Annotated in this window: 21 protein-coding genes and 1 pseudogene; 8 read left to right on the top strand and 14 right to left on the bottom strand. The window is 63.0% G+C overall.

Features of this window, described 5'->3' with window-relative positions; translation table 11 throughout:
• The first annotated feature begins 8 nt into the window (after positions 1 to 8).
• Positions 9 to 512, top strand: a complete 504-nt coding sequence (locus tag KIH75_RS01150) for a peptidase A24 (RefSeq protein WP_219054991.1) — start codon at positions 9 to 11, stop codon at positions 510 to 512.
• Positions 513 to 655: 143 nt separating this feature from the next.
• Here KIH75_RS01150 and mltG read toward each other — a convergent pair whose 3' ends face one another.
• From mltG to KIH75_RS01120, 6 genes are all read right to left on the bottom strand, one after another.
• A complete protein-coding gene (gene mltG, locus KIH75_RS01145) occupies positions 656 to 1,834 on the bottom strand; it encodes an endolytic transglycosylase MltG (protein WP_219054990.1) in 1,179 nt (392 codons plus the stop codon).
• 13 nt (positions 1,835 to 1,847) lie between these two features.
• Complete coding sequence (gene ruvX, locus KIH75_RS01140; protein ID WP_219054989.1) at positions 1,848 to 2,300, bottom strand: Holliday junction resolvase RuvX; 453 nt, start codon at positions 2,298 to 2,300, stop codon at positions 1,848 to 1,850.
• 10 nt (positions 2,301 to 2,310) lie between these two features.
• A complete protein-coding gene (gene alaS / locus KIH75_RS01135) occupies positions 2,311 to 4,989 on the bottom strand; it encodes an alanine--tRNA ligase (protein WP_219054988.1) in 2,679 nt (892 codons plus the stop codon).
• Between the two features lie 78 nt (positions 4,990 to 5,067).
• Positions 5,068 to 5,304 carry a hypothetical protein gene (locus KIH75_RS01130; protein WP_033523523.1) on the bottom strand — a complete coding sequence of 79 codons (237 nt, stop codon included), beginning with the start codon at positions 5,302 to 5,304 and terminating at the stop codon, positions 5,068 to 5,070.
• A complete protein-coding gene (locus tag KIH75_RS01125; RefSeq protein ID WP_033523522.1) occupies positions 5,304 to 5,684 on the bottom strand; it encodes a DUF948 domain-containing protein in 381 nt (126 codons plus the stop codon). Before KIH75_RS01125 ends, KIH75_RS01130 begins: the two co-directional genes overlap by 1 nt.
• A 117-nt stretch (positions 5,685 to 5,801) precedes the next feature.
• Entirely contained in the window at positions 5,802 to 6,476 is a 675-nt protein-coding gene (locus tag KIH75_RS01120; protein ID WP_219054987.1) for a histidine phosphatase family protein, read from the bottom strand.
• Positions 6,477 to 6,669: 193 nt separating this feature from the next.
• Here KIH75_RS01120 and KIH75_RS01115 point away from each other — a divergent pair, with 193 nt between their 5' ends.
• The 5 genes from KIH75_RS01115 (at position 6,670) to phnX (ending at position 13,532) form a co-directional block, all read left to right on the top strand.
• Positions 6,670 to 7,533, top strand: coding sequence for a MurR/RpiR family transcriptional regulator (locus KIH75_RS01115; RefSeq protein WP_219054986.1), 864 nt, complete (start codon positions 6,670 to 6,672; stop codon positions 7,531 to 7,533).
• A gap of 158 nt (positions 7,534 to 7,691) precedes the next feature.
• A complete protein-coding gene (locus tag KIH75_RS01110) occupies positions 7,692 to 8,483 on the top strand; it encodes an ABC transporter ATP-binding protein (RefSeq protein WP_219054985.1) in 792 nt (263 codons plus the stop codon).
• Position 8,484: 1 nt separating this feature from the next.
• Positions 8,485 to 11,370: an ABC transporter permease subunit gene (locus KIH75_RS01105; protein WP_219054984.1), complete on the top strand. Its 2,886-nt coding sequence runs from the start codon at positions 8,485 to 8,487 to the stop codon at positions 11,368 to 11,370.
• Positions 11,371 to 11,438: 68 nt separating this feature from the next.
• Complete coding sequence (phnW, locus tag KIH75_RS01100) at positions 11,439 to 12,689, top strand: 2-aminoethylphosphonate--pyruvate transaminase (RefSeq protein WP_219054983.1); 1,251 nt, start codon at positions 11,439 to 11,441, stop codon at positions 12,687 to 12,689.
• Between the two features lie 51 nt (positions 12,690 to 12,740).
• The gene (gene phnX, locus KIH75_RS01095) at positions 12,741 to 13,532 is read left to right on the top strand and encodes a phosphonoacetaldehyde hydrolase (RefSeq protein ID WP_219054982.1); all 792 of its coding nucleotides are present in this window, start codon (positions 12,741 to 12,743) and stop codon (positions 13,530 to 13,532) included.
• Positions 13,533 to 13,758: 226 nt separating this feature from the next.
• On the opposite strand, the gene rpsD is transcribed toward phnX, so the two are convergent.
• From rpsD to KIH75_RS01060, 7 genes are all read right to left on the bottom strand, one after another.
• Entirely contained in the window at positions 13,759 to 14,385 is a 627-nt protein-coding gene (gene rpsD / locus KIH75_RS01090) for a 30S ribosomal protein S4 (RefSeq protein ID WP_033523519.1), read from the bottom strand.
• Between the two features lie 187 nt (positions 14,386 to 14,572).
• A complete protein-coding gene (locus KIH75_RS01085) occupies positions 14,573 to 15,394 on the bottom strand; it encodes an ABC transporter ATP-binding protein (RefSeq protein WP_236027940.1) in 822 nt (273 codons plus the stop codon).
• Position 15,395: 1 nt separating this feature from the next.
• Positions 15,396 to 16,613 carry an ABC transporter permease gene (locus KIH75_RS01080; RefSeq protein WP_219054981.1) on the bottom strand — a complete coding sequence of 406 codons (1,218 nt, stop codon included), beginning with the start codon at positions 16,611 to 16,613 and terminating at the stop codon, positions 15,396 to 15,398.
• Positions 16,610 to 17,011 (bottom strand): DUF4418 family protein, encoded by a 402-nt coding sequence (locus KIH75_RS01075; RefSeq protein ID WP_219054980.1) that lies wholly within the window; start codon positions 17,009 to 17,011, stop codon positions 16,610 to 16,612. Before KIH75_RS01075 ends, KIH75_RS01080 begins: the two co-directional genes overlap by 4 nt.
• Before the next feature lie 142 nt (positions 17,012 to 17,153).
• Entirely contained in the window at positions 17,154 to 18,947 is a 1,794-nt protein-coding gene (locus tag KIH75_RS01070; RefSeq protein WP_219054979.1) for an ABC transporter ATP-binding protein, read from the bottom strand.
• 12 nt (positions 18,948 to 18,959) lie between these two features.
• On the bottom strand, positions 18,960 to 20,771 hold the full coding sequence (locus KIH75_RS01065; RefSeq protein WP_219054978.1) for an ABC transporter ATP-binding protein: 1,812 nt from the start codon (positions 20,769 to 20,771) through the stop codon (positions 18,960 to 18,962).
• Positions 20,772 to 20,879: 108 nt separating this feature from the next.
• Positions 20,880 to 23,483 (bottom strand): ATP-dependent helicase, encoded by a 2,604-nt coding sequence (locus KIH75_RS01060; RefSeq protein ID WP_219055069.1) that lies wholly within the window; start codon positions 23,481 to 23,483, stop codon positions 20,880 to 20,882.
• Between the two features lie 187 nt (positions 23,484 to 23,670).
• Here KIH75_RS01060 and KIH75_RS01055 point away from each other — a divergent pair, with 187 nt between their 5' ends.
• Positions 23,671 to 24,252, top strand: a complete 582-nt coding sequence (locus KIH75_RS01055) for a xanthine phosphoribosyltransferase (RefSeq protein WP_219054977.1) — start codon at positions 23,671 to 23,673, stop codon at positions 24,250 to 24,252.
• A gap of 78 nt (positions 24,253 to 24,330) precedes the next feature.
• On the top strand, positions 24,331 to 25,701 hold the full coding sequence (locus KIH75_RS01050) for a nucleobase:cation symporter-2 family protein (protein WP_219054976.1): 1,371 nt from the start codon (positions 24,331 to 24,333) through the stop codon (positions 25,699 to 25,701).
• Positions 25,702 to 25,808: 107 nt separating this feature from the next.
• On the opposite strand, the pseudogene KIH75_RS01045 reads toward KIH75_RS01050, so the two are convergent.
• A pseudogene (locus tag KIH75_RS01045) lies at positions 25,809 to 26,007 on the bottom strand (ABC transporter permease); the annotation flags it as partial.

The following is a 26,007-nucleotide window of genomic DNA, read 5'->3' as shown; positions in this document are numbered from 1 at the left end:
GTTAAGGCATGCCATACCTGTTCTACCTGCCGAGTTTGCTATGTGGGCTTGCGATCGGCGTCGAGGACGCGCGCGGCCGCCGCGTGCGCCCCTCTTGGATATTCGCCGGTTCGCTGGCGCAGCTCATCGCCGACATCATCGCCGCGGCGATGGCCAATTCGTTCTTCCAGATCCTGCAGGCGGTGCTGTTCACGGCACTGTGCGCCGGCGTACTGGCCCTGCTTTCGGCCGTGAAGGCGGGAGGCGTGAACGGCACGGACGCGCTGGCGATGATTCCCCTCGGACTCGCCGTGGGCATGCTCGGCCTGTCGGCCATACTCGCGTGGTGGCTCGCCATAGGCGTATTGGGGTTGCCGTTCATCTGGTGCTGGAACCGTTGCGCCGCCGGCGGTGCAAACGGCGCGAACGGCCGAGGCACGGCCCGGAGGTTCGACAGACGCGGCGGCATGCCGTTCATCCCGGTGCTCGTCGCCGCGGCCATCATCGCGGTCATTGTGGGAACAATGCTCTGACGGCGTGCGGGGGCGCGGGGCGCGATCCGTCGCGTATCTCCCGATGTCATCGGCATGTTGCCGCATCCCCATGCCGTACGCTCACATGCATGAAGGCGGTGCCCCCGGTTGAGGGGGCACCGCCTTCATGGTGAAACAGCCGATCAGTTGGCGTTCTTGTTGTTCGCCTTGTACTTCTGCACCAGCTTGTCGAATTCGTCGGCGTTATCCGTGAACTCGGTCGTGCCGGAGCTCAGATCCGTGGTGACGAAGTAAAGCCAATTGCCCTGCGGCGGGTCAAGCGCCGCCTGGATGGCCGAATCGCCCGGATTCGAGATCGGCGTGGGGGGAAGCCCCTTCTGGATACGGGTGTTGAACTTGTTGGAGGAATCGTCCAGCATCTTCTGGGTGATCTGGGAGGACTTGACGTTGTTGCCGTACGCCACGGTGGAATCCATGCCGAGGGTCATGCCCTTGGCGAGACGGTTCAGGATCACGCGGACCACCTTGCCGTAATCGTCCTTCTGGTTCACTTCGGCTTCGGCGATGGACGCCATATTGAGGATCTTCTCACGTTCGGAACCGGTGGGCACGCCGAGCGAATCGAGCTTCTCGATGCGACGTTCGACCATCATCTTGAGAATCTCCTTCGCAGAGGTCTTCGACTTGATGTCGTACTGCCCCGGTTCGAGCCAACCTTCGAACTTGCCGTTCGCCTCGGAGGGCAGGATGCCGGAACCGTCACCGTCCACGATGGATTGGAAATCGGATTCGGCGATGCCGGTCATCTCGGCCGCGCCCTTGATGACGTCGGAGACGCGTTCGCCGGCCTTCACATCGAAGAAGCCCTTGGCGTTGCTCGTATCCGAAAGGATCTTCATGGCATCGGCGTTGCTCATGTGCTTCTTCAGCTCGAAGGTGCCGGGGTACAGGTTGACGTTGTTGGCGCCGACCACGTTGGCGAAGGCCTCGGCGGACTTCACGACGCCAGCCTTGACGAGCTTCCTGCCGATGGTCAGGGCGTCCTCACCGGATTCCACGGTGAACGACACCGATCCGGTGCCCGGCCCCTCGTAATCCTCGGAAAGACGCGCGTTCGCCTCGTTCTGCGCACGGACGGCGTTGATGTGGCGCACGCCGAAATATACACCACCGCCCACAAGTCCCAAAATCACCAGAACCGCGATGACGATCAGCCAACGCTTGCGCTGCCGGTTCTTGCGGCGCTTGCGCATTTCACGACGGGATTTGGGCGGTTTGGGCGGTTCCACGACGGGAGCCGCCGAATTGCCCGTCACCCACTGCGTGTTCTCCTCGAAGTAATCGTTGAAATTATCTGCCATTACTTCTCCTGTTTTACTTCCTCTTATCTAACGCGGCTTGCAAAATCACAACAGCGGACTGTTGGTCGACTACGGGCCTGTGCCCTCTCTCTGCAATATTCGCCTGTCTGAGCTGGCGGTGTGCGCTCACCGTCGTCAGACGTTCATCCATCAATTCTATCTCTGGCACCCGTTCCAAAGCGGTTTCGCCGCTCTCCATGTATGCGCTGATCCGCTTGGCAAGATTATTCGCCCACCGACGGGCCTTCTTCGCGCTTTTACCCTCTTCCCCACTGAGCAGCAGCGGTAAACCGACGATGACGTGGTCGACGTCTTCGTCCTCGATCGTGTAGATCACATCCTCGATGGCGCGGAAGGAGTCGCCATGCACTTGGATGTTGCCGATCGGATGTGCAAAGGTGAGCTCCGGGTCGGACAATGCGAGTCCGACCCGAGCATCACCTAGATCAATACCCAACCAGGTCATGCCTGTGGGTTCAGCCCTTCACTGCCTGGGCTTCGAGCGCCTTGAGCGCCTCGTCGATCTTCGAGGCGTCGGTGCCGCCGCCCTGGGCGAAGTCCGGCTTGCCGCCGCCACCGCCGCCGAGCATCTTGGACGCGCCACGGACCAGATCGCCTGCCTTGATGCCGAGTTCACGGGCCGCGGCGTTGGTGGCGACCGCCACCATGGTCTTGTCGTCGGCGCTCACACCGGCCAGCGCGACCACCACGGGCGCATCCTCGCCAAGGCGGGCGCGCACGTCCAGAACGGTTTTGCGCAGTGCGTCGAAGGAACCGAAGTGGCCGACGTTCCTGGCGGCGACCTTCACGGACGCTGCGGAATCCTTGGTGTCTTCCACCAGCTGCGGCACCATGGCCGCCAGCTGATCCTCGTACATGGCGGCGAGACGGCGATCGGATTCCTTGAGCTTGGCGAGCAGCGTGTTCACGCGCTCGGCGAGCTCGTCCGGACGGGCGTTGAGCTTGTCGCTCAGCTGCGAGACCAGCGCGTGCTCACGGGCGTTGTACTCGTACGCACCGGCGCCCACGACGGCGTCGACACGACGCACGCCGGAACCGACGGAAGCCTCGGACATGATGTTGATCGCGCCGATCTTGCCGACGTGGTCGACGTGGGTACCACCGCACAGCTCACGGCTCCAGCCGTCCTCGCCGATGGAGACCACGCGCACGATGTCGCCGTACTTCTCGCCGAACAGGTGCATGGCACCCAGGGCGATGGCGTCGTCGAACTTCATCTCCTTGGTGGTCACGGAAAGGTTGTCGCGCAGGCGGTCGTTGACGCGCGCCTCCACGGCGCTCATCACCTGCTTGGACGGTGCGCTGGACCACTGGAAGTCGAAACGCAGACGGTTCGGGGCGTCCTCGGAACCGCGCTGGGTGGCCTGCGGGCCGAGCTCCTCGCGCAGCGCCTTGTGCACCATGTGCGTGGCGGTGTGGGAGCGGGCGATCGCGCCACGACGGTTCAGGTCGATGTTGGCGTTCACCTGGGTGCCCACCACCAGCGTGCCTTCGGTCAGACGGCACTGGTGGACGATGAGGTCCTTGATTGGCTTCTGCACGTCGTCGACCTCAAGCACCGCGCCATCGTCGGACAGGATCTCGCCCTGATCGGCGAGCTGGCCGCCGGCTTCCGCGTAGAACGGGGTACGGTCGAGGATGACCTCGATGTTGGCCGGGCCGGTGACGGCGGGGACGGAACCCTTGCCTTCCTGCATGATGCCGATCACGGTGGCGCGGGCGGAGAAGTCGGTGTAGCCCAGGAAGTCGATCGGCTTGGCGAGCGTCTTCTTGAAATCGTCGTACACGGACAGATCCACGTTGTGGCGCTTCTTGAGGGCGTCGGCGCGGGCACGGCTCTTCTGCTCGGCCATGAGCTCGCGGAACTTGCTCTCGTCGACCTTCACGCCCTGCTCCTCGGCCATTTCGAGCGTGAGCTCGATCGGGAAGCCGTAGGTGTCGTGCAGCTTGAACGCGTCGTCGCCGGAGACGATGTCCTTGCCGGATTCCTTGGCCTTGCTCACGGCCATGTCGAAGATCTCGGTGCCGGATTCGAGGGTGCGCAGGAAGGTGTCCTCCTCGCCGTACGCGGCCTCGCTCACATCATGGAAGGTCTTGTTGAGCTCCGGGTAGGAGGCTTCCATGGCGGCCTTGGAGGTCGGGAACAGGGTCGGCATGACGGCTTCCTGGACGCCGAGGGCACGCATGGCCTTGACGGTGCGGCGCAGCAGGCGGCGCAGCACGTAGCCGCGGCCGGTGTTGCTCGGGCGCACGCCGTCGGACATGATCATCAAGGCGGAACGCACGTGGTCGGCCACGACGCGGAACTTGACGTCGAAAGCCTCGTTCTCGCCGTACTTGTGGCCGGACAGGCGTTCGGCGGCTTCGATGACCGGGTAGACCTCATCGGTCTCATAGATGTTGTTCTTGCCCTGCATCAGGTATGCGAGGCGTTCCAGACCGGCGCCGGTATCGATGTTCTTGTTCTCCAGCTCGCCCACGATATGCAGGTCGGTCTTGGACTTGACGTTGTCGACCTCATAGTTCTCGAACACGAGATCCCAGATCTCGATGTACCTGTTCTCGTCGGCGATCGGGCCGCCTTCGACACCGAACTCGGGGCCGCGGTCCACGTAGATCTCGGAGCACGGGCCGCCGGGGCCGGGGCCACCGGTGGTCCAGAAGTTGTCTTCCATGCCCATGATCTGGATATGCTCGGGGTCGACGCCCTCGTTCTTCCACAGGGAGCGCGCTTCCTCATCGTCGGTGAAGGTGGTCATCCACAGCTTCTCCGGGTCGAAGCCGTAACCGCCCTTGTCCTGCGGGGTGGTCAGCAGCTCGTACGCGTAGTGGATGGCCTCCTCCTTGAAGTAATCGCCAAAGGAGAAGTTGCCCAGCATCTGGAAGAAGGTGCCGTGACGGGTGGTCTTGCCGACCTCGTCGATGTCCAGGGTGCGCACGCACTTCTGGTTCGAGGCCATACGCGGATGCGGGGCGGTCTGCTCACCCATCAGATAGGGGATGAACGGAACCATGCCGGCGATGGTGAACAGCGTGGTCGGGTTCGGGGAGATCAGCGATGCCGAGGGAACGACCAGGTGGTCATGCGCGGCAAAATAGTCGAGATAGCGCTTCGCTATTTCTGAGGTTCGCATTGGCGAATGGACTCCTTGTGATTGGTTTGGGGCACGCGAGCCCCTTGTTTGGACTTATGAGGAAAAGAATGGATACGGTCAGCGCAGACGGTCGGCGTACTGCTTGTTGAGTTCGGCTTCGCGGCTCTTGCGCGTCTCGTTGAACTCCTGGAGCATGCCCTGCAACGTACGCAGCCCCACGTTGTCGATGTCGGGGCCGAACAGGGCCTGACGTGCCGGGGCCGGCGTGTTGGCCTTCACGTAGGCCTGCGCCTTCATCACGGTGTATACGCCGCAGCAGAATCCGACGGACATCCAGAACAATCGCTTGAACATCACTCCCCCTTGGCCGCGGTTCCGCCCTGCTTGTTGAGGAAGGAACGGACGGTGGACTTGGCTGCGTAGACGGCGGATGCGGCCTTGATGACCGGCTTGCCGAGGAAGGAACCGTACAGGTCGACCAGTGCGCCGACGTTGGTGGCGGTGGTCGAAGCGGCGGCGGAAATACGGTTGGCATCCTCCAGCGACTTGTTGACCTGACGCACCGTGGTGACGCCCTCATCAAGCGCCGGAATGGCATGGTCGCCGGATTCCTTGACCGTGATCGCGATCTGGTCGAACAGCTTGCCCAGACGGATCAGAGGGTAGATCATGAATCCCGCCAGCACGGCGAACGCAATCGCGGCGATCAGGCCCGCGATCTCTCCAACACCCATAGTGCGCCTCCTATGTAATCAGTTACCCGCACAAGAGTAGCACTACGTGCCACTTTGTCGAAGACGCCGTCCCGCCATGAATGTCCGGAACGGCGCCCGATGTAGGTAGGCTAACGGTTATTTGCCATACGATACGATGGTCAACGCCTCGTCGAAGGGCTTGGCCGTGTCGAAATCGATGTCGGTGATGGAACCGTTGGCGGGACGTTCGCTCAGGTCGAGATCGGGGCCGCCGAAGCGATGCCCCAGGCTCAGCAACGTGTTGCCGTGGCTGATCTGCAGCACATCGTCGCCGTCCTGCAGACGCGGGTTGGAGGCGATCAGCGCGAACGCGCCTTCGACACGCCGCCAATATTCCTCGTCGGATTCGGCGTCATGGAACGGGTCGGCATCCTTCAGCCAGTCGCGCGTGGCGGCGAGACCGTACTTGTCGACGATCTCGTTGTAGGTCTTCACGCCGTGCGGTCCGCCCGCGGCGTACCAGGCCTGGCTCATATCGGTGCCTTCGAAATACCCGTAGAACTGTTCGCGGAAATGCATGTCGCTGATCAGTTCGGGGCGGGGATTCCCCTTACTTTCGTTGATGCTGAGAATGCGCTCGGCGGTCGTCATGGCGCGCGTGGTGTCGGAACAGTAGGCCGCGGCGAAGACCATGCCGCCCAGTCGCTCCCCCGCCTTGTCGGCGTCGGCGAGACCGGATTCGGTCAACGGGGAGTTCGACCACCCCTGCAGTTTGTTGTAACGGTTATAGAACGTCTGCCCGTGACGGACGAGATGAAGATGAAGCAACATGGTTTCATCATACCCACGCCGCACGGCGAATAATACGCGCCGCCCGCAATGCCGGGCTCCCCACGCGCTTCCCCGGCGAAGGAATTCACGCCGCGTTCACCCGAACGTCAACCGCAATCCCGCGGGCGCACACCTTGGCTCCTTACGGTGGCTCGTGACCCATGCGAAAACGACCCGGCAAGGAGATGACGGCATGCAGACCTCGGCGGGCATCCGCGAACGCATCGACCACATATATGCTTCGCTGCGACCGGCGGAACGCGCGGTGGCGTGCTTCGTGCGCGACCATATCGACGAGGCGTCCGAGCTGACGGTCGGGCAGCTGGCCGACGCCGCGCACGTCAGCCAGCCGACGGTCATCCGTTTCGCCCGCAAACTCGGATTCGGCGGCTACCGGGAACTTCGCTACGCGCTGCGCCACCCCGAAACCGAGCAACAGACGACTTTCGACCCGCTGGGAGGTTTCGGTCTCAGCCCTTGGGACGATTCCGCCGACGTGCCGAGAAAGGCGCTGGCCGGAGCCACCCGCCTCATTGAGGAGCTCGATCATGCGCTCGACGTGAACGCCTTCCGCAAGGCCTGCACCCTGTTGGCCGGGGCGCGCGTGATTCAGGTGCTCGGCGTGGAGAACTCGCTGGTACCCGCATTCGACCTGTTCACGAAGCTCACATACCTGGGGCTGGATTGCCGGTTCACCGCGGACGCCTACCTGCAGCAGGTGGGGGCGGGCCATCTTGGGGAAAGGGACGTGGCCGTCGCGTTCTCCCATTCCGGATCCTCGACCGACACGGTCAAGGCGCTGCGCGCGGCGAAGACGGCGGGCGCACGCACGTTGGCCGTCACGAACACGGCCGGCACACCATTGGCGACGGCCGATGTCACGCTGATCACCGGCACCGACGCGCATGAAATCTACGGGAACGCGATCTTCTCGCGTGTGGCCGACGTGGCCCTGGTCGACATGCTCTACATGGGCGTCATCCTCAGCGATTACGGGCGATTCTCCACCGCGCTCGACGCCTCCGCACGCATGGTCCGCGATCGCAGCCTGGCTTAGGAAAACTACTTTTCTACGGGCGAATGATGTAGTTTCGCTTGCTGTTCACCTTCTTTTCCTCGAGCTTTCCTCCAAACCGTCCGCCCGGCGCCCGTGGCGGACGGACGATGGTTGAGGTCCGGAAAACCACCGGCATCGCACAGAAGGAATCGGGAAATATGCTCGAATTGAAAGACATCACCAAGTCGTTCGGCGACACGCACGTCCTGAACGGCATCAGCCTCACGCTCGGCGACGGCCAGATCATGTCGATTCTCGGCCCCTCCGGCGGCGGCAAAACCACGTTGCTCAACATCGTCCTCGGCATCACCGAGCCGACGAGCGGCAGGATCCTGTTCAACGGGGAGGACCTGACCCGCGTGCCGATGGAGAAGCGCGGTTTCAACATCGTGTTCCAGGATTACGCGCTGTTCCCCAATCTCAACGCCTACGAGAACATCACCTACGGTCTGAGGAACAATCCGGGCATCTCCTCCGAGGCGGAGATCCGCGAGATGATCTCCCTGCTGGGGCTTGAGGAACATCTCGACAAGAAGATCGACGAGCTGTCCGGCGGCCAGAAGCAGCGCGTGGCCCTCGCCCGCACGCTGGTGATGAAACCGCGGCTGCTGCTGCTCGACGAACCGCTTTCCGCGCTTGACGGCGTGATCAAGGAATCCATCAAAGCCAAGATCAAGCAGATCGTGGACCAGTACAAGCTCACGACGATCATGGTCACCCATGATCCCGAAGAGGCCTGCACGATGAGCGACAAGGTGCTCATCCTCAATCAGGGCCGCATCGCGCAGTACGCGAGCCCGGAGGACATCATCGAGCACCCGGCCAGCGACTTCGTGCGCACGTTCATCCTCCACCAGCTCGAAGTCAAGCGCAACAACATCCATTCGCTGTTCCATGAGGCCGAAGGCGATGGCGCCGCGGCCACCGAAGCGCAAGGCAAGGCGGCCTGACATGTCGATCGAATCCATCCAGGCGCGCAAACAGCTGCCCAACATCCGGCCCGAAGTCGTCAACTACGAACGCCGCCCGCGCGCGCCCAAGCAGACCGAGCTGTGGGTGCTGCTGGGCGTCGTGCTCTTCGCCTTCCTCGCCTTCCTCGTGGCACCGATGGCGCTGGTCATCCTCAAATCGTTCCAGACCTCCGACGGCGCCGCGGCCACGATGGCCAACTATGCGGCCGTGATCCAACGCCCCGAATTCCTGACCTCCGTGCTCAACTCGCTCAAGGTCTCCGCCGCGTCCGCGCTCGTCGCCGTGCTGCTCGCCTTCCTGCTGGCCTACACGGTCAACTGCACGAACATTCCCCGTGGCCTCAAGAAGGCCATCACCCTGCTCACCCAGGTGCCGATGCTGCTGCCGACCATCACCTACGGCTTCGCGATCATCTACTCCTTCGGCAAGCAGGGCCTGATCACCCGGCTGTTCGGTGGCCATCAGCTCTTCGACATCTACGGTTTCAACGGCCTGCTCATCGGCTACGTGGTGTACACGCTGCCCACCTGCTTCCTGCTCATCAACAACAGCTTCCAGTTCGTGGACAAGAAGTTCATCATCGTTTCGCATATCATGGGCGATCCGGCGTGGAAGACCTTCCTGGTCACCTGCGTGCGCCCGCTGATCGGCACGATGGCCGTGGCGTTCATCCAATCGTTCTTCCTCGCCTTCACCGACTATGGCATTCCGACTTCGGTGGGCGGCCAGTACGATGTGCTCGCGATGACGCTGTTCAACCAGATGCTCGGTTCGATCCCGAACTTCAACCGCGGCGCCGTGATCGCCGTGTTCATGCTCATCCCCTCGATCGTTTCGATCATCCTGATGAGCGTGCTCGAACGCTTCTCGATCCGTTACGCGAAGGTCTCGCAGATCGAACTGCCGGCCGGCCGTCGACGCGACGCGGTGTGCGGCACACTGTCGGTGGCCACGCTGGTGTGCACGCTCAGCCTTTTCGTGGTGATCGTGCTCATCCCGTTCGTCGCCTCCTGGCCGTTCGACACGAGCCCGACCTTCACGCATATCGCCACGCTGTTCACCGACTCCGAACTCACCCAAGTGTTCACGAATTCGGTGTACGTGGCCGTGATGACCGCCATCGTCGGCTGCCTGTTCGCCTATGCGGCCGGTCTGGTCACGTCGCGTTCCAAGCTGCCGAACTGGGCCAAGCGCACCGTCGACGCGATCTGCGCGATCATCAACACCGTCCCCGGCATGGTGCTCGGCATCGCCTTCCTGTTCATGTTCTCCGGCACGAACCTGCAGAATACGTTCTGGATCCTCATCATCGCCAACGTCGTGCACTACTTCGCCACCCCGTATCAGATGATCAAGGACTCGTTGAGCAAGATGAACGGCTCGTGGGAGACCACGGCCAAGCTGATGGGCGACAGCTGGATCAAAACCATCGTGCGCGTTGTCACGCCGAACGCGTGGCCGACCATCCTGCAGGTGTTCGGCTACTACTTCGTCAACGCGATGGTCACGATCTCCGCGGTCGTGTTCCTGACCGGCGCCCGCACGCAGGTCATCACGACGAAGATCTCCGCGCTGCAGCATGTCGCCAAGTTCGACGAGATCTTCGCCCTCTCGCTACTCATCCTCGTGACCAATCTGGCGGTCAAGGGCGCTATCGCCCTGCTGACCCGCGAACGCAAGCCCGCACGCGAACGCGCCGCGGCCACCGCCAAAGTGCGCCTGCCGCAGGTGGCGGCGGTGCGCGCCACCGTACGCCCCGACACCGCGCTGGTCGCCGCCGAACAGGCCTCGGCTTCCGGGTCGCGTGACTTCCCGCTGCCGACCACCGGCAACCGCCGCGTGCGCAACCGCCTGACGGCCGGACTGTCCATCGTGCTGACCACGCTGCTCGTGGCCTTCGGTTTCGGCACCTTCTCCGGCACGGCCGCCGCCGACGGGCAGGTCGTCATCTACACGAACGCCGACGACGAAGCCGTGGAGGCCTTCCAGCACGCACTCGACGCCAACGGCTACCGGAACCAGTACATCATCCAGTCCTTCGGCACCTCGGAACTCGGCGGCAAAATGCTGGCCGAAGGCAAGGCCCTGGAGGCGGACATGCTGACGATGAGCTCCTACTACGTGGATTCCGCCCAGCAGCGCAACCACATGTTCGCCACGCTCACCGACGTCGATTCACGGCTGCTCGGCAGCACCGAGAACTCGAAGGCCCCGGACTACCGCCGCCCGACCACGGCCCAGGAGGGCGCGATCATGATCAACACGACCGCGCTCAAAACCGCAGGCGTGGACCGCCCCACGAGCTTCAGGGATCTCGCCAAGCCCGAATACAAGGGCCTGATCTCGGTGCCGGACATGGAAGGCTCGTCCACCGGATGGCTGATGGTCCAAGCCATCGCGGGAGCCTATGGCACCGGCTCGGAAGGCCGCCGTATCCTCACCGGCATCTATCGCAACGCCGGGCCGCACCTTGAACAGTCCGGCTCCGGCCCGCTCAAGGCCGTCCGTTCGGGCGAGGTGGCCATCGGTTTCGGACTGCGCCATCAGGCGATGGCCGACAAGCGGAACGGCCTGCCAATCGACGTGATCGACCCGATCGAAGGCAACTACTCGCTGACCGAATCGGTGGCGGTGCTCGACAAAGGCCGCAGCACCAATCCCAAGGCGCAAAGAATGGCCGCGATCATCATCGACCAAGGCCGCAAGGAACTGCTCGAAACCTACCCGACACCGCTATACAAGGGCGAGAAGGCGGGCGCGAACGAATCGGCATACCCGAAAACCTTCGACAAGCCGCTCACCGTCGACCTGCTCCAGCAGCACCAGGACTTCTCCTCGACCTGCAAGCGTGCCGCCGGCGACTGATCCGTAACCTTACGCATTTTCCAACCCCGTAATCAACAACCGAATCCAACCTAAGGAGAATCACAACCATGAACGATTACAAACTGCTCACCCCCGGCCCGCTGACCACCACCCGCACCGTCAAGGAGGAGATGCTGTTCGACCATTGCACGTGGGATGACGATTACAAGGCCATCACCCAGGATATCCGCCGTCAGCTCGTCGAGCTCGCCCATTGCGATCCCGCGCATTACACGGCCGTACTCATGCAGGGTTCCGGCACCTTCGGCGTGGAAAGCGTGCTCACCTCGGTGATCGGCCCGTCCGCCAAGCAGATCGAAGCCGGGCTGGCGCCGGCCGACGCCCAGCCCGGAAAGGTGCTGCTGTGCACCAATGGCGCCTATGGCGAACGTCAGACCAAGATCTGCCGGCACGCCGGCATCGACTATGTGCAGTACGCCGAATCCTACAGCACCATTCCCTCCGCCGAACGCGTGGCCGAAATCCTCGACGCCGACCCGTCGATCACCCATGTGTCGATGATCCATTCGGAAACCACCTCCGGCCTGCTCAACGACATCGAGGCCGTGTCCCGCGTGGCCAAGGCCCACGGCAAGACCTTCATGGTCGACGCGATGAGCTCCTTCGGCGGCGTGGACATCCCTGTCGAGGAATGGGGCATCGACTTCCTCATCTCCTCCGCCAACAAGTGCATCCAGGGCGTGCCGGGCTTCAGCTTCATCATTGCGAACATCGCCGCGCTCGAAGCGTCGAAGGGCAAGGCGCGCAGCCTCTCGCTCGACCTGTACGACCAGTGGCGCGGCCTTGAGGATGGCGACGGCAAGTGGCGCTACACCTCCCCCACCCACGTGGTGCTCGCCTTCCATAAGGCCCTCGAGGAGATGCGCGAGGAGGGCGGACTGCCCGCCCGCGCCGCACGCTACGCCTTCAACAACGCACTGCTCATCGCCCGTATGCGCGCCCTCGGCTTCGGCACCTTCCTCAACGACCATCAGGGGCCGATCATCACGACGTTCCTCTACCCCGAGGGTGTCTCGTTCGACTTCGCCGACATGTATGCCTTCATCAAGGAGCGCGGCTATGCGATCTACCCGGGCAAGCTGACCGATGAGGACACGTTCCGTTTGGGCAATATCGGTGAGATCTACGCCGACGACATCGAACGCGTCACCGAGCTGTTCGCCCAGTACATGGCCGAACGCGGTCTGCTCGAAGCTTCGGCCGGCACTCCGGAATTCGCCGATGCGGTCGCCGCCATGAATGCCGCCGGCGCGAAGATCAAGGCCGACGCCCCGGCCAACGTCCGCATGGCCGCCTGATGCCCGCCGCCACGGCAGAAACCGCAATCACTTTTTGAAAGGAACACTGACATGACTTCCCCCATCGCACGTTTCGACGCCGTCATCTTCGATTGGGCCGGCACCACCGTCGACTACGGCTGTTTCGCCCCGGTACGGGCCTTCGTCGAGGCATTCAAGGAATTCGGCGTCGAACCGACCATGGACGAGACCCGCAAGCCGATGGGCATGCTCAAGCATGACCATATCAACACGATGCTGCATATGAACCGCATCGCCCGCGCTTGGGAGGACGAGCATGGCGCCGCCCCGACCGATGCCGACGCGGATGCCGTCTACGCGCACTTCGAGCCGAAACTGCTCTCGATTCTCGACGGGTACGCCGCCCCCAAGCCCGGCGTGCTCGATGCCGTGGCCACTCTGCGCGCCGCCGACGTGAAGATCGGCTCGACCACCGGCTACACCGATTCGATGATGGACATCGTCGTGCCGCAGGCCGCCGCGCAGGGCTACGCGCCCGACTTCTGGATCAGCCCCGATGGGGTCGACGGTTTCGGCCGCCCCTACCCCTATATGGTTTTCGCGAATATGAAGGCTTTGGGTCTGACCGACGTGCGCCGTGTGGCCAAGGTCGGCGACACGCTTTCCGACATCCGCGAGGGTAGGAACGCCGGCTGTTTCACCATCGGCGTGACCGAAGGCAGCTCGCAGATGGGCCTGTCCGAAGCCGAATTCGAGGCGCTGTCTCCCGCGGCCCGGCAGGATGCGCGTGACGCGGCCCGCAAGGCCTTCGTTGATGCCGGCGCGGATGCGGTCATCGACACGATGGCCGAACTGCCGGCACTGTTGGCCCAAATCGCCTGAACCATCGCGCTCCGCATCCATCCAGCGCCGTCGACCGACACCTCCGGCCGACGGCGCTGCCGTATATGGGAAGGTCTGCAGAGAACCACCCGTCATGTCTTGCAACACCCTGCACCATACGACCCGGCTCTCACGGGCCATACAACGCGAGAACCCCGCGTCCAAAAGGATCGCGGGGTTCGAGCGGTATGTCCTTGACTGTAATGAATACAGAAGTGGGCCCGGATCAGCGGGCGTAGAATTCGACCACGTACTGGATGTTGACCTGCACCGGCACCTCTTCGGCTTCCGGCTTGCGGGTCAGGGTGGCCTTCAGGGAGGCCAGGTTCACGTCGAGGTAGCCCGGGACCGGCGGCAGAACGTCGCGGTGGACGCCTTCGGCGGCGGCCTGGAACGGCTCCATGGTCTGGCTCTTGGCCTTGACCTGAATGGTCTGGCCAGGCTTGACACGGTAGGACGGGCGGTTCACGATGTTGCCGTCAACGAGGATGTGACGGTGCACCACGAACTGGCGGGCCTGAGCGGTGGTACGGGCGAAACCTGCACGCAGCACCAGGTTGTCGAGGCGGACCTCGAGATCCTGCAGCATGGCGTTACCGGTCTGGCCGGAGGTCTTGGTGCCCTTCTCGTACACTGCACGGAGCTGCTTCTCGGACAGGCCGTACTGTGCGCGCAGACGCTGCTTCTCGCGCAGACGCACCGCGTAATCGGACTCGGTGCGGCGACGGGTGCGGCCGTGCTCGCCGGGAGCGTACGGACGCTTTTCGAAGATGCGCTGAGCCTTCGGGGTCAGAGCAATGCCGAGGGCGCGGGAAAGACGCACCTGACGGCGAGAACGCTGAACGTTCGTCATGGTAATTAATCCTTCTGTCGTTATTTGAACGGAACGCCGAATACCCGAGAGCATCGGCGTTGAGCCAGGCCTCTCCAACGCTTCGTCGTGTGAACACGAGCGGTTCCGGAGGAACCGTCGACCCGTTGATGGGCTAAGACTCCAGATGGCGCCCGCCTTCGGCAGACACCAATCGACCAGCATACACTCAGGGGCGGGACAGCACGCCGGCATCCATGCGAAGCGCGTAGTCGGCGTAGCCGAGAGCTTCGGGATCATGGGTGACCATGAGCACCGCGGTCCCCGCATCGGCCAGGCCGCGCAGCAGGTTCATAACGACCTCCGTGCTTTCCTGATCGAGATCGCCCGTGGGCTCGTCGGCGATGAGCAGACGCGGCTCGTTCATCAACGCCCGCGCGATGGACACGCGCCGCATTTCGCCGCCGGAAAGCTCCTTGGGGTAGCTGCCGGCGAGATCGGCGACGCCGAGGCGTTCAAGCAGGGCCATGGCACGCTCATTGAGCGGATCGGGCGCGATGGCGTCTTCGGGGGCGAGCCCATCCGATTCTTCCTTAGGCGTTTCTCCGCTGGGCGCTTCTCCCCCGGGCTCACCGTCTTTCGCGGCGGTCTGGCCCGCATCCGCGGCATCGGCGAACAATGTGGCCGGCAACACCACATTGTCGAGCACGGTGAGATTGGACAGCAGCGTCTGGCTTTGCATGACGAAGCCGATGGTCCTGTTGCGCAACCGCGACACCGTGCGATCGTCCATCGTGCCGACGATCTCGCCGTCCACGCGCACGGTGCCGGATGTCGGCTCAACCAAACCGGCGATCATGGAGATCAACGTGCTTTTGCCGTTTCCCGACCTGCCGACGATGGCGACGAAATCACCTTCGTCCATAGTCAGGCCGACATGGCTGACCGCGTCGAAATCCTTGCCGCGACGGCGGAACCGCTTGGTCAGATCATCGACGACCAGCAGATGCGTCCGTCCCGTTTGATTCCGTTCCGTTTGTTCCATGGCCATGTCACTGCCCCTCTCGAAGAGTCACGTATGCCTCCGGCCTGGCGAGTTTGCGCATCGCCAGCATGGACGCACCCACACAGACGATCACCGTGCACAGCATCGTCAACGCGATCATGCCGATGACCGCCAACGGCCCGGACTGCAGATACGGCAACTGCAACTGCCTGCCGATCAGGCCACTGAAGGGGAACACGAACAGCGAGGCCAACGCCACGCCGATCACACCTCCGGCAAGCGAGACGATAAGCGATTCGCGGACGATTACGCCGCGCAGCATGCCACGCGTCGCGCCCATGATGCGCAGCGACGCGAATTCGCGCTTCCGTTCGTTCACCGACGCGAAGAACACCGCGAGCAGCACGATGACGCCCATCACCCACAGCACCGCCACGAATACCGCGGTATACCCCACCAGAGAGCCGAGCGAGGCCTTGGTAGCGGAGGTGATGCCGCCCGGGTAGACGAAGCCGAGCTTCTTGTAGGAGAAGTCGAGTTTGGTGATCGATTCGGCCACGGTATGCGGATCGTAGCCGTCCGCGACCTTGATGAGCACGGCGGAGACGGCCTTCTTCGCATACTGCGCGGGCATGACCCGGTGGGACACCTGGGCGGACGCCTCGACCATGTCGGGCACGGTGGCGCGGTTGACGAATACGGAATTGTCGAGGCTGGTTCCGGTGGAGGCGAGCTGCGCGACCACGGGCCATGTGCGGCCGTACAGCTCGATGGTGCCGTCGGACGACACGTTCACACCGGCTCCCGCCACGATCTGCCCGTCCTTCACCTCACCGTTGAACTGTGAGGAAAGCCACGGCTGAATCACGAAATCGGTGTTGGGATCGTAGCCGATGATCTGCAGTTTCGAAGCGCAGCATGACGCCGACAGCGACGAGATGTACACCTGTTCGGTGGATTGCGCGACGCCGTCCGCCTTGGCGATCGCCGAGGCGACGTCCCTGGTGAAATAGAAGGTACCGGGCGATCCGTTGGTCAGCAGGGCCTCGGCCTGTTGGGCGCTGTTCTGCGGCACGACCATAAGGTCGGCGCCCAAGCGCTGTTCCATGCTGCGCATGCCGTTGCCGAGGTTGGCGCTCAGCAGCGAACCGCCGAACAACGCCACGCTGAGCAGCACGACGACGATGGTCAGCGCCGCCGTGCGCAGCGGTTTTCTCCGAAGATTCTCGACCGGCAGCGAGCGAAGCGTGATATGCGAGTTCACTGGCGCACCGTCTTCGGACGCGATTCGATCCATGCCGCGGCCGCGGCGCAGATGATGGTGAGCACGCCGAGCACGGTGAGCGTGGGCAGCATGACCATACGGCAGTGCATCATCTGCCCCTTGCACACGCCGATCAGCAGATTCGGCACGGCGATCAGCAGCAGCGCGTCGGCCACGATGGCGATATTGATGCCGACCCGCACGAGTCGGGGCGTGAAGAACGATGCGATGCCGAGCACGAGGATGACCAGGCCGATGCCCGTGGCCGCCTGCTGGGAGTAATGGCACGCACCGAACGTGGCGTGCCCCATGCAGGCGTGGGCGAAGGTCTGCGGCGCGATGGCGGTCAGCGCGCCGAGAATGACGGTTGGAAGCGAAGCGAACACGGTATTCTTCATTGTTTTTCTCTCTATGATCTTCGATCGGTTGCGGGCCGTCGGCGGATTGCCGGCAACACCCGATACGGCAACGCTCCATTATGTGCAGCGTGCTTGCGGAAAAACAAGACTTGACTTTTGGCTTCCGATGCAGTAATGGCGGCTATTCCACGGCCCTGATCATGGCGTACTGCGACTCGTACAGACGGTAATACGCGCCCTTGGCCGCAAGCAGTTCACGGTGATTGCCATGTTCGACGATCCTGCCGTGGTCGATGTAGCAGATCTCATCCGCGTTCTCGATGGTGGAGAGACGATGCGCGATGATGAAGCTCGTACGCCCCTTGAGCAGATGGTTCAGCCCGGCCTGCAACGCCTCCTCGGTGCGGGTGTCGATATTCGACGTGGCCTCGTCGAGGATCAGGATGCGCGGGTCGGCGAGCAGCACGCGAGCGAAGGCGATGAGCTGGCGCTGCCCGGCGGACAGGGTCGAGCCGCGCTCCTCCACCACGGTGTCGTAGCCGTCGGGCAGATCCATGATGAAATCATGCGCGTGCACGGCCTTGGCCGCGGCCACGATCTGTTCGTCGGTGGCGTCGAGCCTGCCGTAGCGGATGTTCTCACGCACGTTGCCGGAGAAGATGAAGGTGTCCTGCAGCATGACGCCCATCTGGCGGCGCAGGCTCGCCAATGTCACGTCGCGCACATCATGCCCGTCGATCGTCACCGAACCTTCCGAAACGTCGTAGAAACGCGACAGCAGGTTGACGATCGTGGTCTTCCCCGCGCCCGTCGGCCCCACCAGCGCGACCGTCCTGCCCGGTTCGACATGCAGATCGACCAGGTCGAGAATATCGCGCCCGTCCGCTTCGTAGCGGAACACCACATCGTTGAGGTCGACACGTCCCTCGATCTGCGGCAGGTCGACCGCGCCCGGCGCGTCCTTGATCTCGGGTTCGACGTCGAGCGTTTCGAAGATGCGTTCGAGATAGGCGGAGCAGGTGATGAGCTGGTTGTAGAAGTTGCCGATGCTGATGACCGGGTTCCAGAAATTGTTCGCGTAGCCGACGAAGGCGATGAGCACGCCGGTGCTCACGCTCACCGCGCCGAACCCGGTGACGCCCACATAGTAGATCAGAGCGATGGTCATCACGGAGATGGTCTGGATGCCGGGCCACAGCAGCGTCTGGATATGCACCGCCCTCATCCACGCGGTACGCACCTCCCCTTGCTGCTGTTGGAAGTTCCTGAACTGCGCCGCCTCCTGCGCGAAGGTCTGCGTGGTTTTCACGCCGGCGATCGACTCGTGGATGTACGCGTTCAGGTTGCTCTGCTTGTTGGACAGCGTCTGGTAGGCGCGGCGCTGGAAATGCTGGAGCGTCAGCACCCATGCGATGAGCAGCGGGAACAGCGCGAGGCTGAACAGGGCCAGACGCCAGTCGACCACGAACATCACGACGAGGGTGATGAGGAATGTGAACACGTCGGAGATCACGTTGACCAGACCGGAGCTCAACGTGTCCGACAGGGTGTTCACATAGTTGACCACACGGATGAGGATCTTGCCGTGCGGACGCGAATCGAAATAGCTGAACGGCAGCGTCTGGATATGCGTGAAGATGTCACGGCGCATGTCCTTGAGCATAAGCTGGCCGACCTCGGTGATGGCTACCGTTCGATAGCGTAGGCCGAGTTCGTAGATCACGATAAGCACGGCCATCAGCGCGACGAGACGGCCAAGCAGTCCCACATCGCCGTTCGGAATGGCGCTGTCGATCATGATCTTGGTCAGGTAGGGCGCCACCACGGCGATGCAGCCCATCATCACGACCACGCACAGGACGCGCACGATCTTGGCCGTATACGGTTTGAGATAGACGCCGATGCGCAGGATGTCGTGGATGTCGATCCGTTCCTCAAGCTCCTCGTCGTCACGGTACGTATTGCGTTGTGCCATGATCGCCCCTCCTTACTTCTCGAAGCCCTGCGGCGCGCCGGTCTGTTGGCCGAGCTGCCTGCGGTAGATCTCCCAATAGCGGCCGTGCGCCGCCACCAGCTCCTCATGCGTGCCGCGTTCCACCACGCGGCCGTGTTCGAGCACAAGGATGAGATCGGAATCCTTGACTGAGGAGATGCGATGTGCGATGGTGACGATGGTCCTGCGGCCATCCATCTCACGCAGATGCCGTTGGATCTCCGCTTCGGTTTCCATGTCGACGGCGCTGGTGGTGTCGTCCATGATGAGGATCGACGGATCGTCCGCCAACGCGCGGGCTAGGCTCAACCGCTGCTTCTGCCCGCCGGACAGGCCGACGCCGCGTTCGCCGACGATGGTGTCGTAGCCGTCCGGCATGTTCCGGATGAACTCGTCGGCGCCTGCGATGGTGGCCATGCGGCGCAGGTAGCGTTCGTCATGCTCGCGTTGTTCGCCCGCGCCGAAGCCGATATTGCCGACGATGGTGTCGGAGAACAGGAACGTGTCCTGCGCGACGATGCACACCTGCGAACGCAATGCGGCGAGCGGCCAGTCGCGCGCGTCGACGCCGTCGATGAGCACATGGCCGGACGTCGGGTCGTAGAAGCGGGAGATGAGGTTGACGAGCGTGGATTTGCCCGAACCCGTTTCGCCCAGAATGCCGAGCTTCGCGCCCGCGGGGATGTGGAAGTCGATGTCGCTGAGGATCGGCGTCGACGGGTCGTCGGGGAAGGCGAAGCCGACATGGTCGAAGACGATGTCGCCCGTGATACCGTCCGGACGCACGTCATTGCCTTCGGCGGCATCCGGGCGCTCCTTGATGCGTGATTCGGCGGTGAGCAGCTTGCGGATCTTGATGCAGGACGCGTTGAACCGCTGCCAGTCGTTGGTCAGCCACCCCGACTGGCGGATCGGGCCGTCGAGCATCCACAGATACGAGTTGAAGGCCACCAGGTCGCCGAGCGTCATGTATCCCTTGATGACGAGCAGGCCGCCCAAGCCGAGGGTGATGAGCTGCAGGGAGAATCCGAGGCCGTCCAGCCACGGCATGTATTTGCGGCTGTTGCGGGCGAGATCCATGTTGCGCTTCATATAGTCGTCGTTGCGCTCGTCGAATTTCCCCGTCTCGTACGGTTCGCGCACGAACGCCTTGACGACGCGGTTGCCTTCGATGTTCTCCTCGACCATCGAGTTCATCGAGGCGAGCGAATTGCGCACGGCGAAGAACAGCGGGCGCGCGTGCGACGACAGGCCCTGGGTGAGGATGAAGATGAACGGGGTGACGCAGGCGAGGGCGAGGGCGAGACGCCAGTCGATGGCGAACATCACGCCGAGCGCGCCGATGAACATGACCACGCAGTCCAGCGCCTGATAGCTCACCCAGCTCAACGCGTGGCGTATGGCGTCGGTGTCGGAGGTCATACGGCTCATGATGTCGCCCGTACGCGTGTGGTTGAAATAGGTGAAGTCAAGCTCGTGCAGCTTCTCATACTCGTCGCTGACGAGACGGTAGACCGTGTTCTGACCGAAGCGTTCCATCCACATCTGGTAGCCGTACCGCGTGCCGACGCGCACGACGGTCAGGACGATCATCAGCATGCAGAGGCGCCCCAACTCATCGACATGGCCCTGCATGATGACGCGGTCGACGATCATGCCGGACAGCAGCGGGATGATGAGCGCCATGGTGTTGTTGATGCAGAACAGCACGATCGAGCCGACGATCTTCGGCAGATCCGGCTTGCAATACGGCATGATCCAACGCAGGTTGCCCGCCTTGGTGTTTCTGCTCGGGTCGACATACATATGAACCCGTTCTCCTTGTTCTCTCTACGGGATTCGCCCGCGTATGGCAAGTCCCCGCCCGTATCGGCCGGGCGGGGACGAATGGACGACGCTACGACGCGGCGCCGTTTACAGTTTTTCGATCGGCGCGACGCGCAGCATGAGTCTCTTGACGCCGTCCGTGCCGAAATCGACGGTGATCACGGAATTGCGACCCTTGTCCTGCACGTCCACGACCTTGCCCAGTCCGTACTGGTCGTGGGTGATGCGGTCGCCCACCGCGAAATCGGAGATGTTCAGGCCGTTGTCCTTGTGCAGCGCCGATGCCGGGGCGCTCTTCGGCGAGACATGGCGGGTGCTGACCTTGCCGGAACGGTTCGACCCCGACCCCGAACCGTGACGGGCGGACGAGCCATACCGCGGCGAGGAACCATACCCGGAGCCGGAACCGTACGAGGAACCGCGCGACGAGGAGCCGTACCTCGGCGCCGCCGAACCCCAGCCGCCCGATTTCGAGCCGGAACGCGAGGAGCCGTACGACGAACCGGAACCGTACGACCCGCCGCCGAAGGCCGGGCCGGACAGGAAATCGTCTTCCTCCCAGCCGCCGAACTCGTCATCGCCACCCCAGCCGGTGCGCATGCGTTCGCCGCCGGTTTCGCGGCGCTTCCAGTCGATCAGCTCATCCGGAATCTCGTCCAGGAACTGACTCGGCAACATCTCGTTAGCCTGCCCCCATTGCGCCCTGACCGCCGCGCGGGTGACGTACAGGCGACGCTTGGCGCGGGTGATGCCCACATACGCCAGACGGCGCTCCTCCGCAAGCTCCGACGTATCCTCCAGGGACCTCGAATGCGGGAACGTGCCCTGTTCGAGGCCGGTAAGGAACACGACCGGGTATTCCAAACCCTTGGCGGTGTGCAGGGTCATCATCGTCACCTTGCCCGAATCCTCGTTCTCGTCGGGCAGCTGATCGGAATCCGCGACCAGCGCGGTGGTCTCCAGGAAACCGCCCAACGTGGCGTCGGGCGTGTTCTGCTCGTATTCGGCGGCGGTGGACTGCAGCTGGGACAGGTTCTCCACGCGGGACTGGTCCTGCGGGTCGACCGACTTCTGAAGCTCCTCAAGCAGCCCGGACTTGTTGAGCACCTCGGCCACGATCTCGCTCGGCTTATTGATGTTAGCCCTCGCGAAGGCGGACAGCGACGCCATGAGATCACGGAACGCCGCCAATCCCTTGGCCGTGCGCGTGGGCATGCCCTCGATCTGCTCCATATGCATCAGCGCGTCGAAGAAGCTGCTCCCCCGCTCGCGGGCGTATTCCAGCACGATCGCCTCGGCACGCGCACCGAGTCCGCGCTTGGGAACGTTGAGGATGCGGCGGAGGTTCACGTCGTCGGCCGGGTTGAGGATGGCCTGCAGATACGCCAATGCGTCCTTGACCTCGCGGCGTTCGTAGAACTTCGTGCCGCCGATGAGCTGGTACGGCAGGCCCGCGTTGATCAGTGCCTCCTCCAGCGAACGGGATTGCGCGTTGGCGCGGTACATGATCGCCATATCCGAATACGCGATGCCCTCCTCGGCGTGCAGACGCGCGATTTCGGACGCCACCCACACCGCCTCCTGCTGCGCGTTGTCGGCGGCGTAGCCGACGATCGGCTCGCCTTTGCCCACGGCGGTCCACAGCTTCTTCGGCTTGCGGCCCTCGTTATGCGCGATCACCGCGTTCGCCGCGTCCAGGATGGTCTGCGTGGAACGGTAGTTCTGTTCGAGCAGAATCGTCTTGGCGTTCGGGAAATCCTGTTCGAAATCCTGGATGTTGCGGATATCCGCGCCACGGAAGGCGTAGATCGACTGGTCGGAATCACCCACCACGGTGATCCAGGCCGGGCCCTGACGACCCGCCGCAGCGGCGTTCGGCGACGGCATCTCCGGCGAATCCACGCCACCCAGTTCGCGCACCAGCACATACTGGGCATGATTGGTGTCCTGATACTCGTCCACCAGAATGTAACGGAACTTGTGACGGTAGTATTCGGCCACATCCGGGTGATCGCGCAACAGTTCCACGGTGCGGACGATCAGATCGTCGAAATCGACGGCGTTGGCCAAGGCGAGGCGATGCTCGTATTCGGCGTAGATGATGGCGTACAGTTCCTCGACGTTGTCGAAGCGGCTGATCTGGTAGCCGCGGGTGCCCGGCTTGAAATCGGGCGCGTACGCGGCCAGCTGGGTTCTCCAACCGGTGAGCTGGTTCTTGTAGTCGGAAATGCGGCCGAGAATCGAACGCGGGGTGTAGCGCTTGATGTCCACGTTGAATTCGGTGGCGATGATCTTGACGAGGCGTTCGGAATCGGCGGAATCGTAGATGGAGAAGCCGGATTTCAGGCCGATGGCCTTGCCGTCGCGCCGCAAAATACGCACACAGGCGGAATGGAAGGTCGATACCCACATGCGCTGCGCGACGGGTCCGATGAGCGCGGTGAGACGCTCGCGCATCTCCGCCGCGGCCTTGTTGGTGAAAGTGATCGCGAGAATCTGGCTCGGCCATGCGCCGAACTGGCTCAGGATCCACGCGATGCGGCGCGTGAGCACACGCGTCTTGCCCGACCCCGCACCGGCGCCGATAAGCAGCGCGGCACCCTGGTAACGCACCGCTTCGGCCTGCTGCTTGTTAAGGTCGCCTATCAGTTCGTCGGCGGTACGCGCGATCAGTTCCGGTTCCTGTTCCACTGCTGAAATACCCTCCGTCCCACTCATCCAATCGTTCATTCGATTGCTCATTCGAATCCTGTGCGCATTCCTTACTACCACACCGCGCGGTCAGGAAACGCGCCCGGTCATTCCGCAAGCGTAAGCTGTGGCAGATATTGGGCGCCATTCGGCGCATACACACCACCGGCATAGAAATGAGGCATCAATGCAGGAACTCGAAGAGCGCATCCAGAGCGAAGGAACGGTCAAGGAAGGCAACGTCCTCAAGGTGGACGCATTCCTCAACCACCAGTGCGACGTGCGTTTGTTCGACCGCATGGGGGCGGCTTGGGCGGAACACTTCGCAGGCAAGCGGGTCGATAAGATCCTGACCATCGAAGCCTCCGGCATCGGCATCGCCTGCTGCGCTGCGCAGCATTTCGGCAATGTGCCCGTGGTATTCGCCAAGAAGGCGCAGTCCATCAACCTTGACGGCGACCAGTACGTCACCACCGTCTACTCCTTCACCAAGCAGAAGGAGTTCCCGGTCATCGTGTCGAAGAAGTACCTGCATGCCGGCGAACATGTGCTGCTCATCGACGACTTCCTGGCGAACGGCAAGGCGCTGCACGGCCTGATCAGCCTCTGCAAGGAGGCCGGCGCCACCGTCACCGGCATCGGCATCGCCGTGGAGAAGGGCTTCCAGGGCGGCGGCGACGCGCTGCGCGCCGAAGGCTACGACGTCGATTCGCTCGCCATCGTGGACGCCATGGATCCCACGACCGGCGAGATCACCTTCCGCCACTGAGCGCGGGCCGCGGGCGGCGCGGCGAAGAGTTTTTCCATAGATTTCCCAAAGCCATAGTCAAAGGAGAAGAGAGGAACAATGGCTGAGAAGAAGAAGGAGAAGGAGAGAAGCGGCATCTCCATGGAGGCTCTGACCTCCTTGGATGCCCCGGTGTCGTTCTGGAGGGGAATTCCGTTCGGACTGCAGCACGTGATGGCGATGTTCGTGGCGAATCTCGCCCCGATCTTCATCGTCACGTCGGCGGCGAAGATGGATTCCGCACAGTCGGCCGCCGTCATCCAGGCCGGCCTGCTGGTCGCCGGCCTCGGCACTTGCCTGCAGCTGTACGGCGCGTGGCGCATCGGGTCGCGCCTGCCCATGGTGACCGGCATCTCCTTCACCTACGTTGCCGCCGCCTGCGCCATCTGCTCCTCCAAGGGCTATGGCGCGGTCGTCGGCGCCGTCCTCATCGGCGGCCTGCTGGAACTCGTGCTCGGTCTGACCGCCAAGTACTGGCGCCGTTTCGTGCCGCCGATCGTTTCCGCGATCGTCGTCACCTCGATCGGTTTCTCCCTGCTCACCGTCGGTGCCACGAGCTTCGGCGGCGGCAGCGGTGCCAAGGATTTCGGTTCCTGGCAGAATCTCACGCTCGGCCTGATCTCGCTGGTCGCCTGCCTGGCGTTCCAGCTGCTGATGAAGGGCACCGCCAAGCAGCTGTCCGTGCTGTTCGGCCTGGTGGTCGGCTATGTGATCGCCATCTGCATGGGCAAGGTGGATTTCTCCGGTTTCCAGCATCTGGCCATTCTTTCCCTGCCGCAGTTCATGCCGTTCAAGCCGGTGTTCGACCCCGGTTCCATCATCTCCCTGGCACTGCTGTACGTGGTGTCCTCCGTTGAGGTGCTGGGCGATACCGCGGCGTTGACCAAGGTGGGTCTGAACCGTCTGCCGACCGAACGCGAAACCGCCGGCGCCATCGCCGGTGACGGCCTGATCTCCTCCGTGTCCGGCCTGTTCGGCTGCCTGCCGCTGACCAGCTTCGCGCAGAACATCGGTCTGGTCGCCATGACCAAGGTCGTCAACCGCAAGGTGATTCTTTCCGGCGGTCTGATCCTGATCATCGCCAGCTTCGTGCCGGCCATCGCCGAAGTGTTCAACTCGCTGCCGCAGGCCGTGCTCGGCGGCTGCACGATCATGATGTTCGGCAACATCATCCTCTCCGGCTTCCAGATGATCTCCGAAGCCGGGTACACGCAGCGCAACATCACCATCGCGGCCCTGTCGCTGACCATCGGCATCGGCTTCACCCAGGTGAGCGACATCTTCGTGAACTTCCCCGACCTGTTCAAGTCGATCTTCGCATCGAACTGCATCGCCGTGGCCTTCGTGGTCGCCGTGATCCTGAACGCGGTGCTGCCCGGCGAAGAGCACTTCCTGAGTGCCCCGGCCGAGAAGACGGCCAGCGAAGCCTGATCGCATTCCATACGAAAAAGGTGATCCGTCCAACGACGGGTCACCTTTTTTCGTATCCGGCGGGAACCAGCCCGGCATATCCATTCCGCCTATTCCGTCTATTCCGACTATTCGCCACGTTCGGAACGCAGACGGCTGAAGCCCAATCCCAGGCAGACGAACGCAACGCCGAACAGCAGCACCAATCCGGTGTCGCACGCCCAGCCCGTCACATCGACGGAGGAGACGGTGCCGACGCCGAGCGCCTTATCGATGGAAACGCAATACCACCAGCCTGGCAGCAGCTTACCCACCGTGATCATCGCC

Source organism: Bifidobacterium pongonis, assembly GCF_019331805.1.
Taxonomy (GTDB): Bacteria; Actinomycetota; Actinomycetes; order Actinomycetales; family Bifidobacteriaceae; genus Bifidobacterium; species Bifidobacterium pongonis.
The sequence above is the reverse complement of the archived record's forward strand: the minus strand, read 5'-3'. Positions and strand labels throughout refer to the sequence as shown.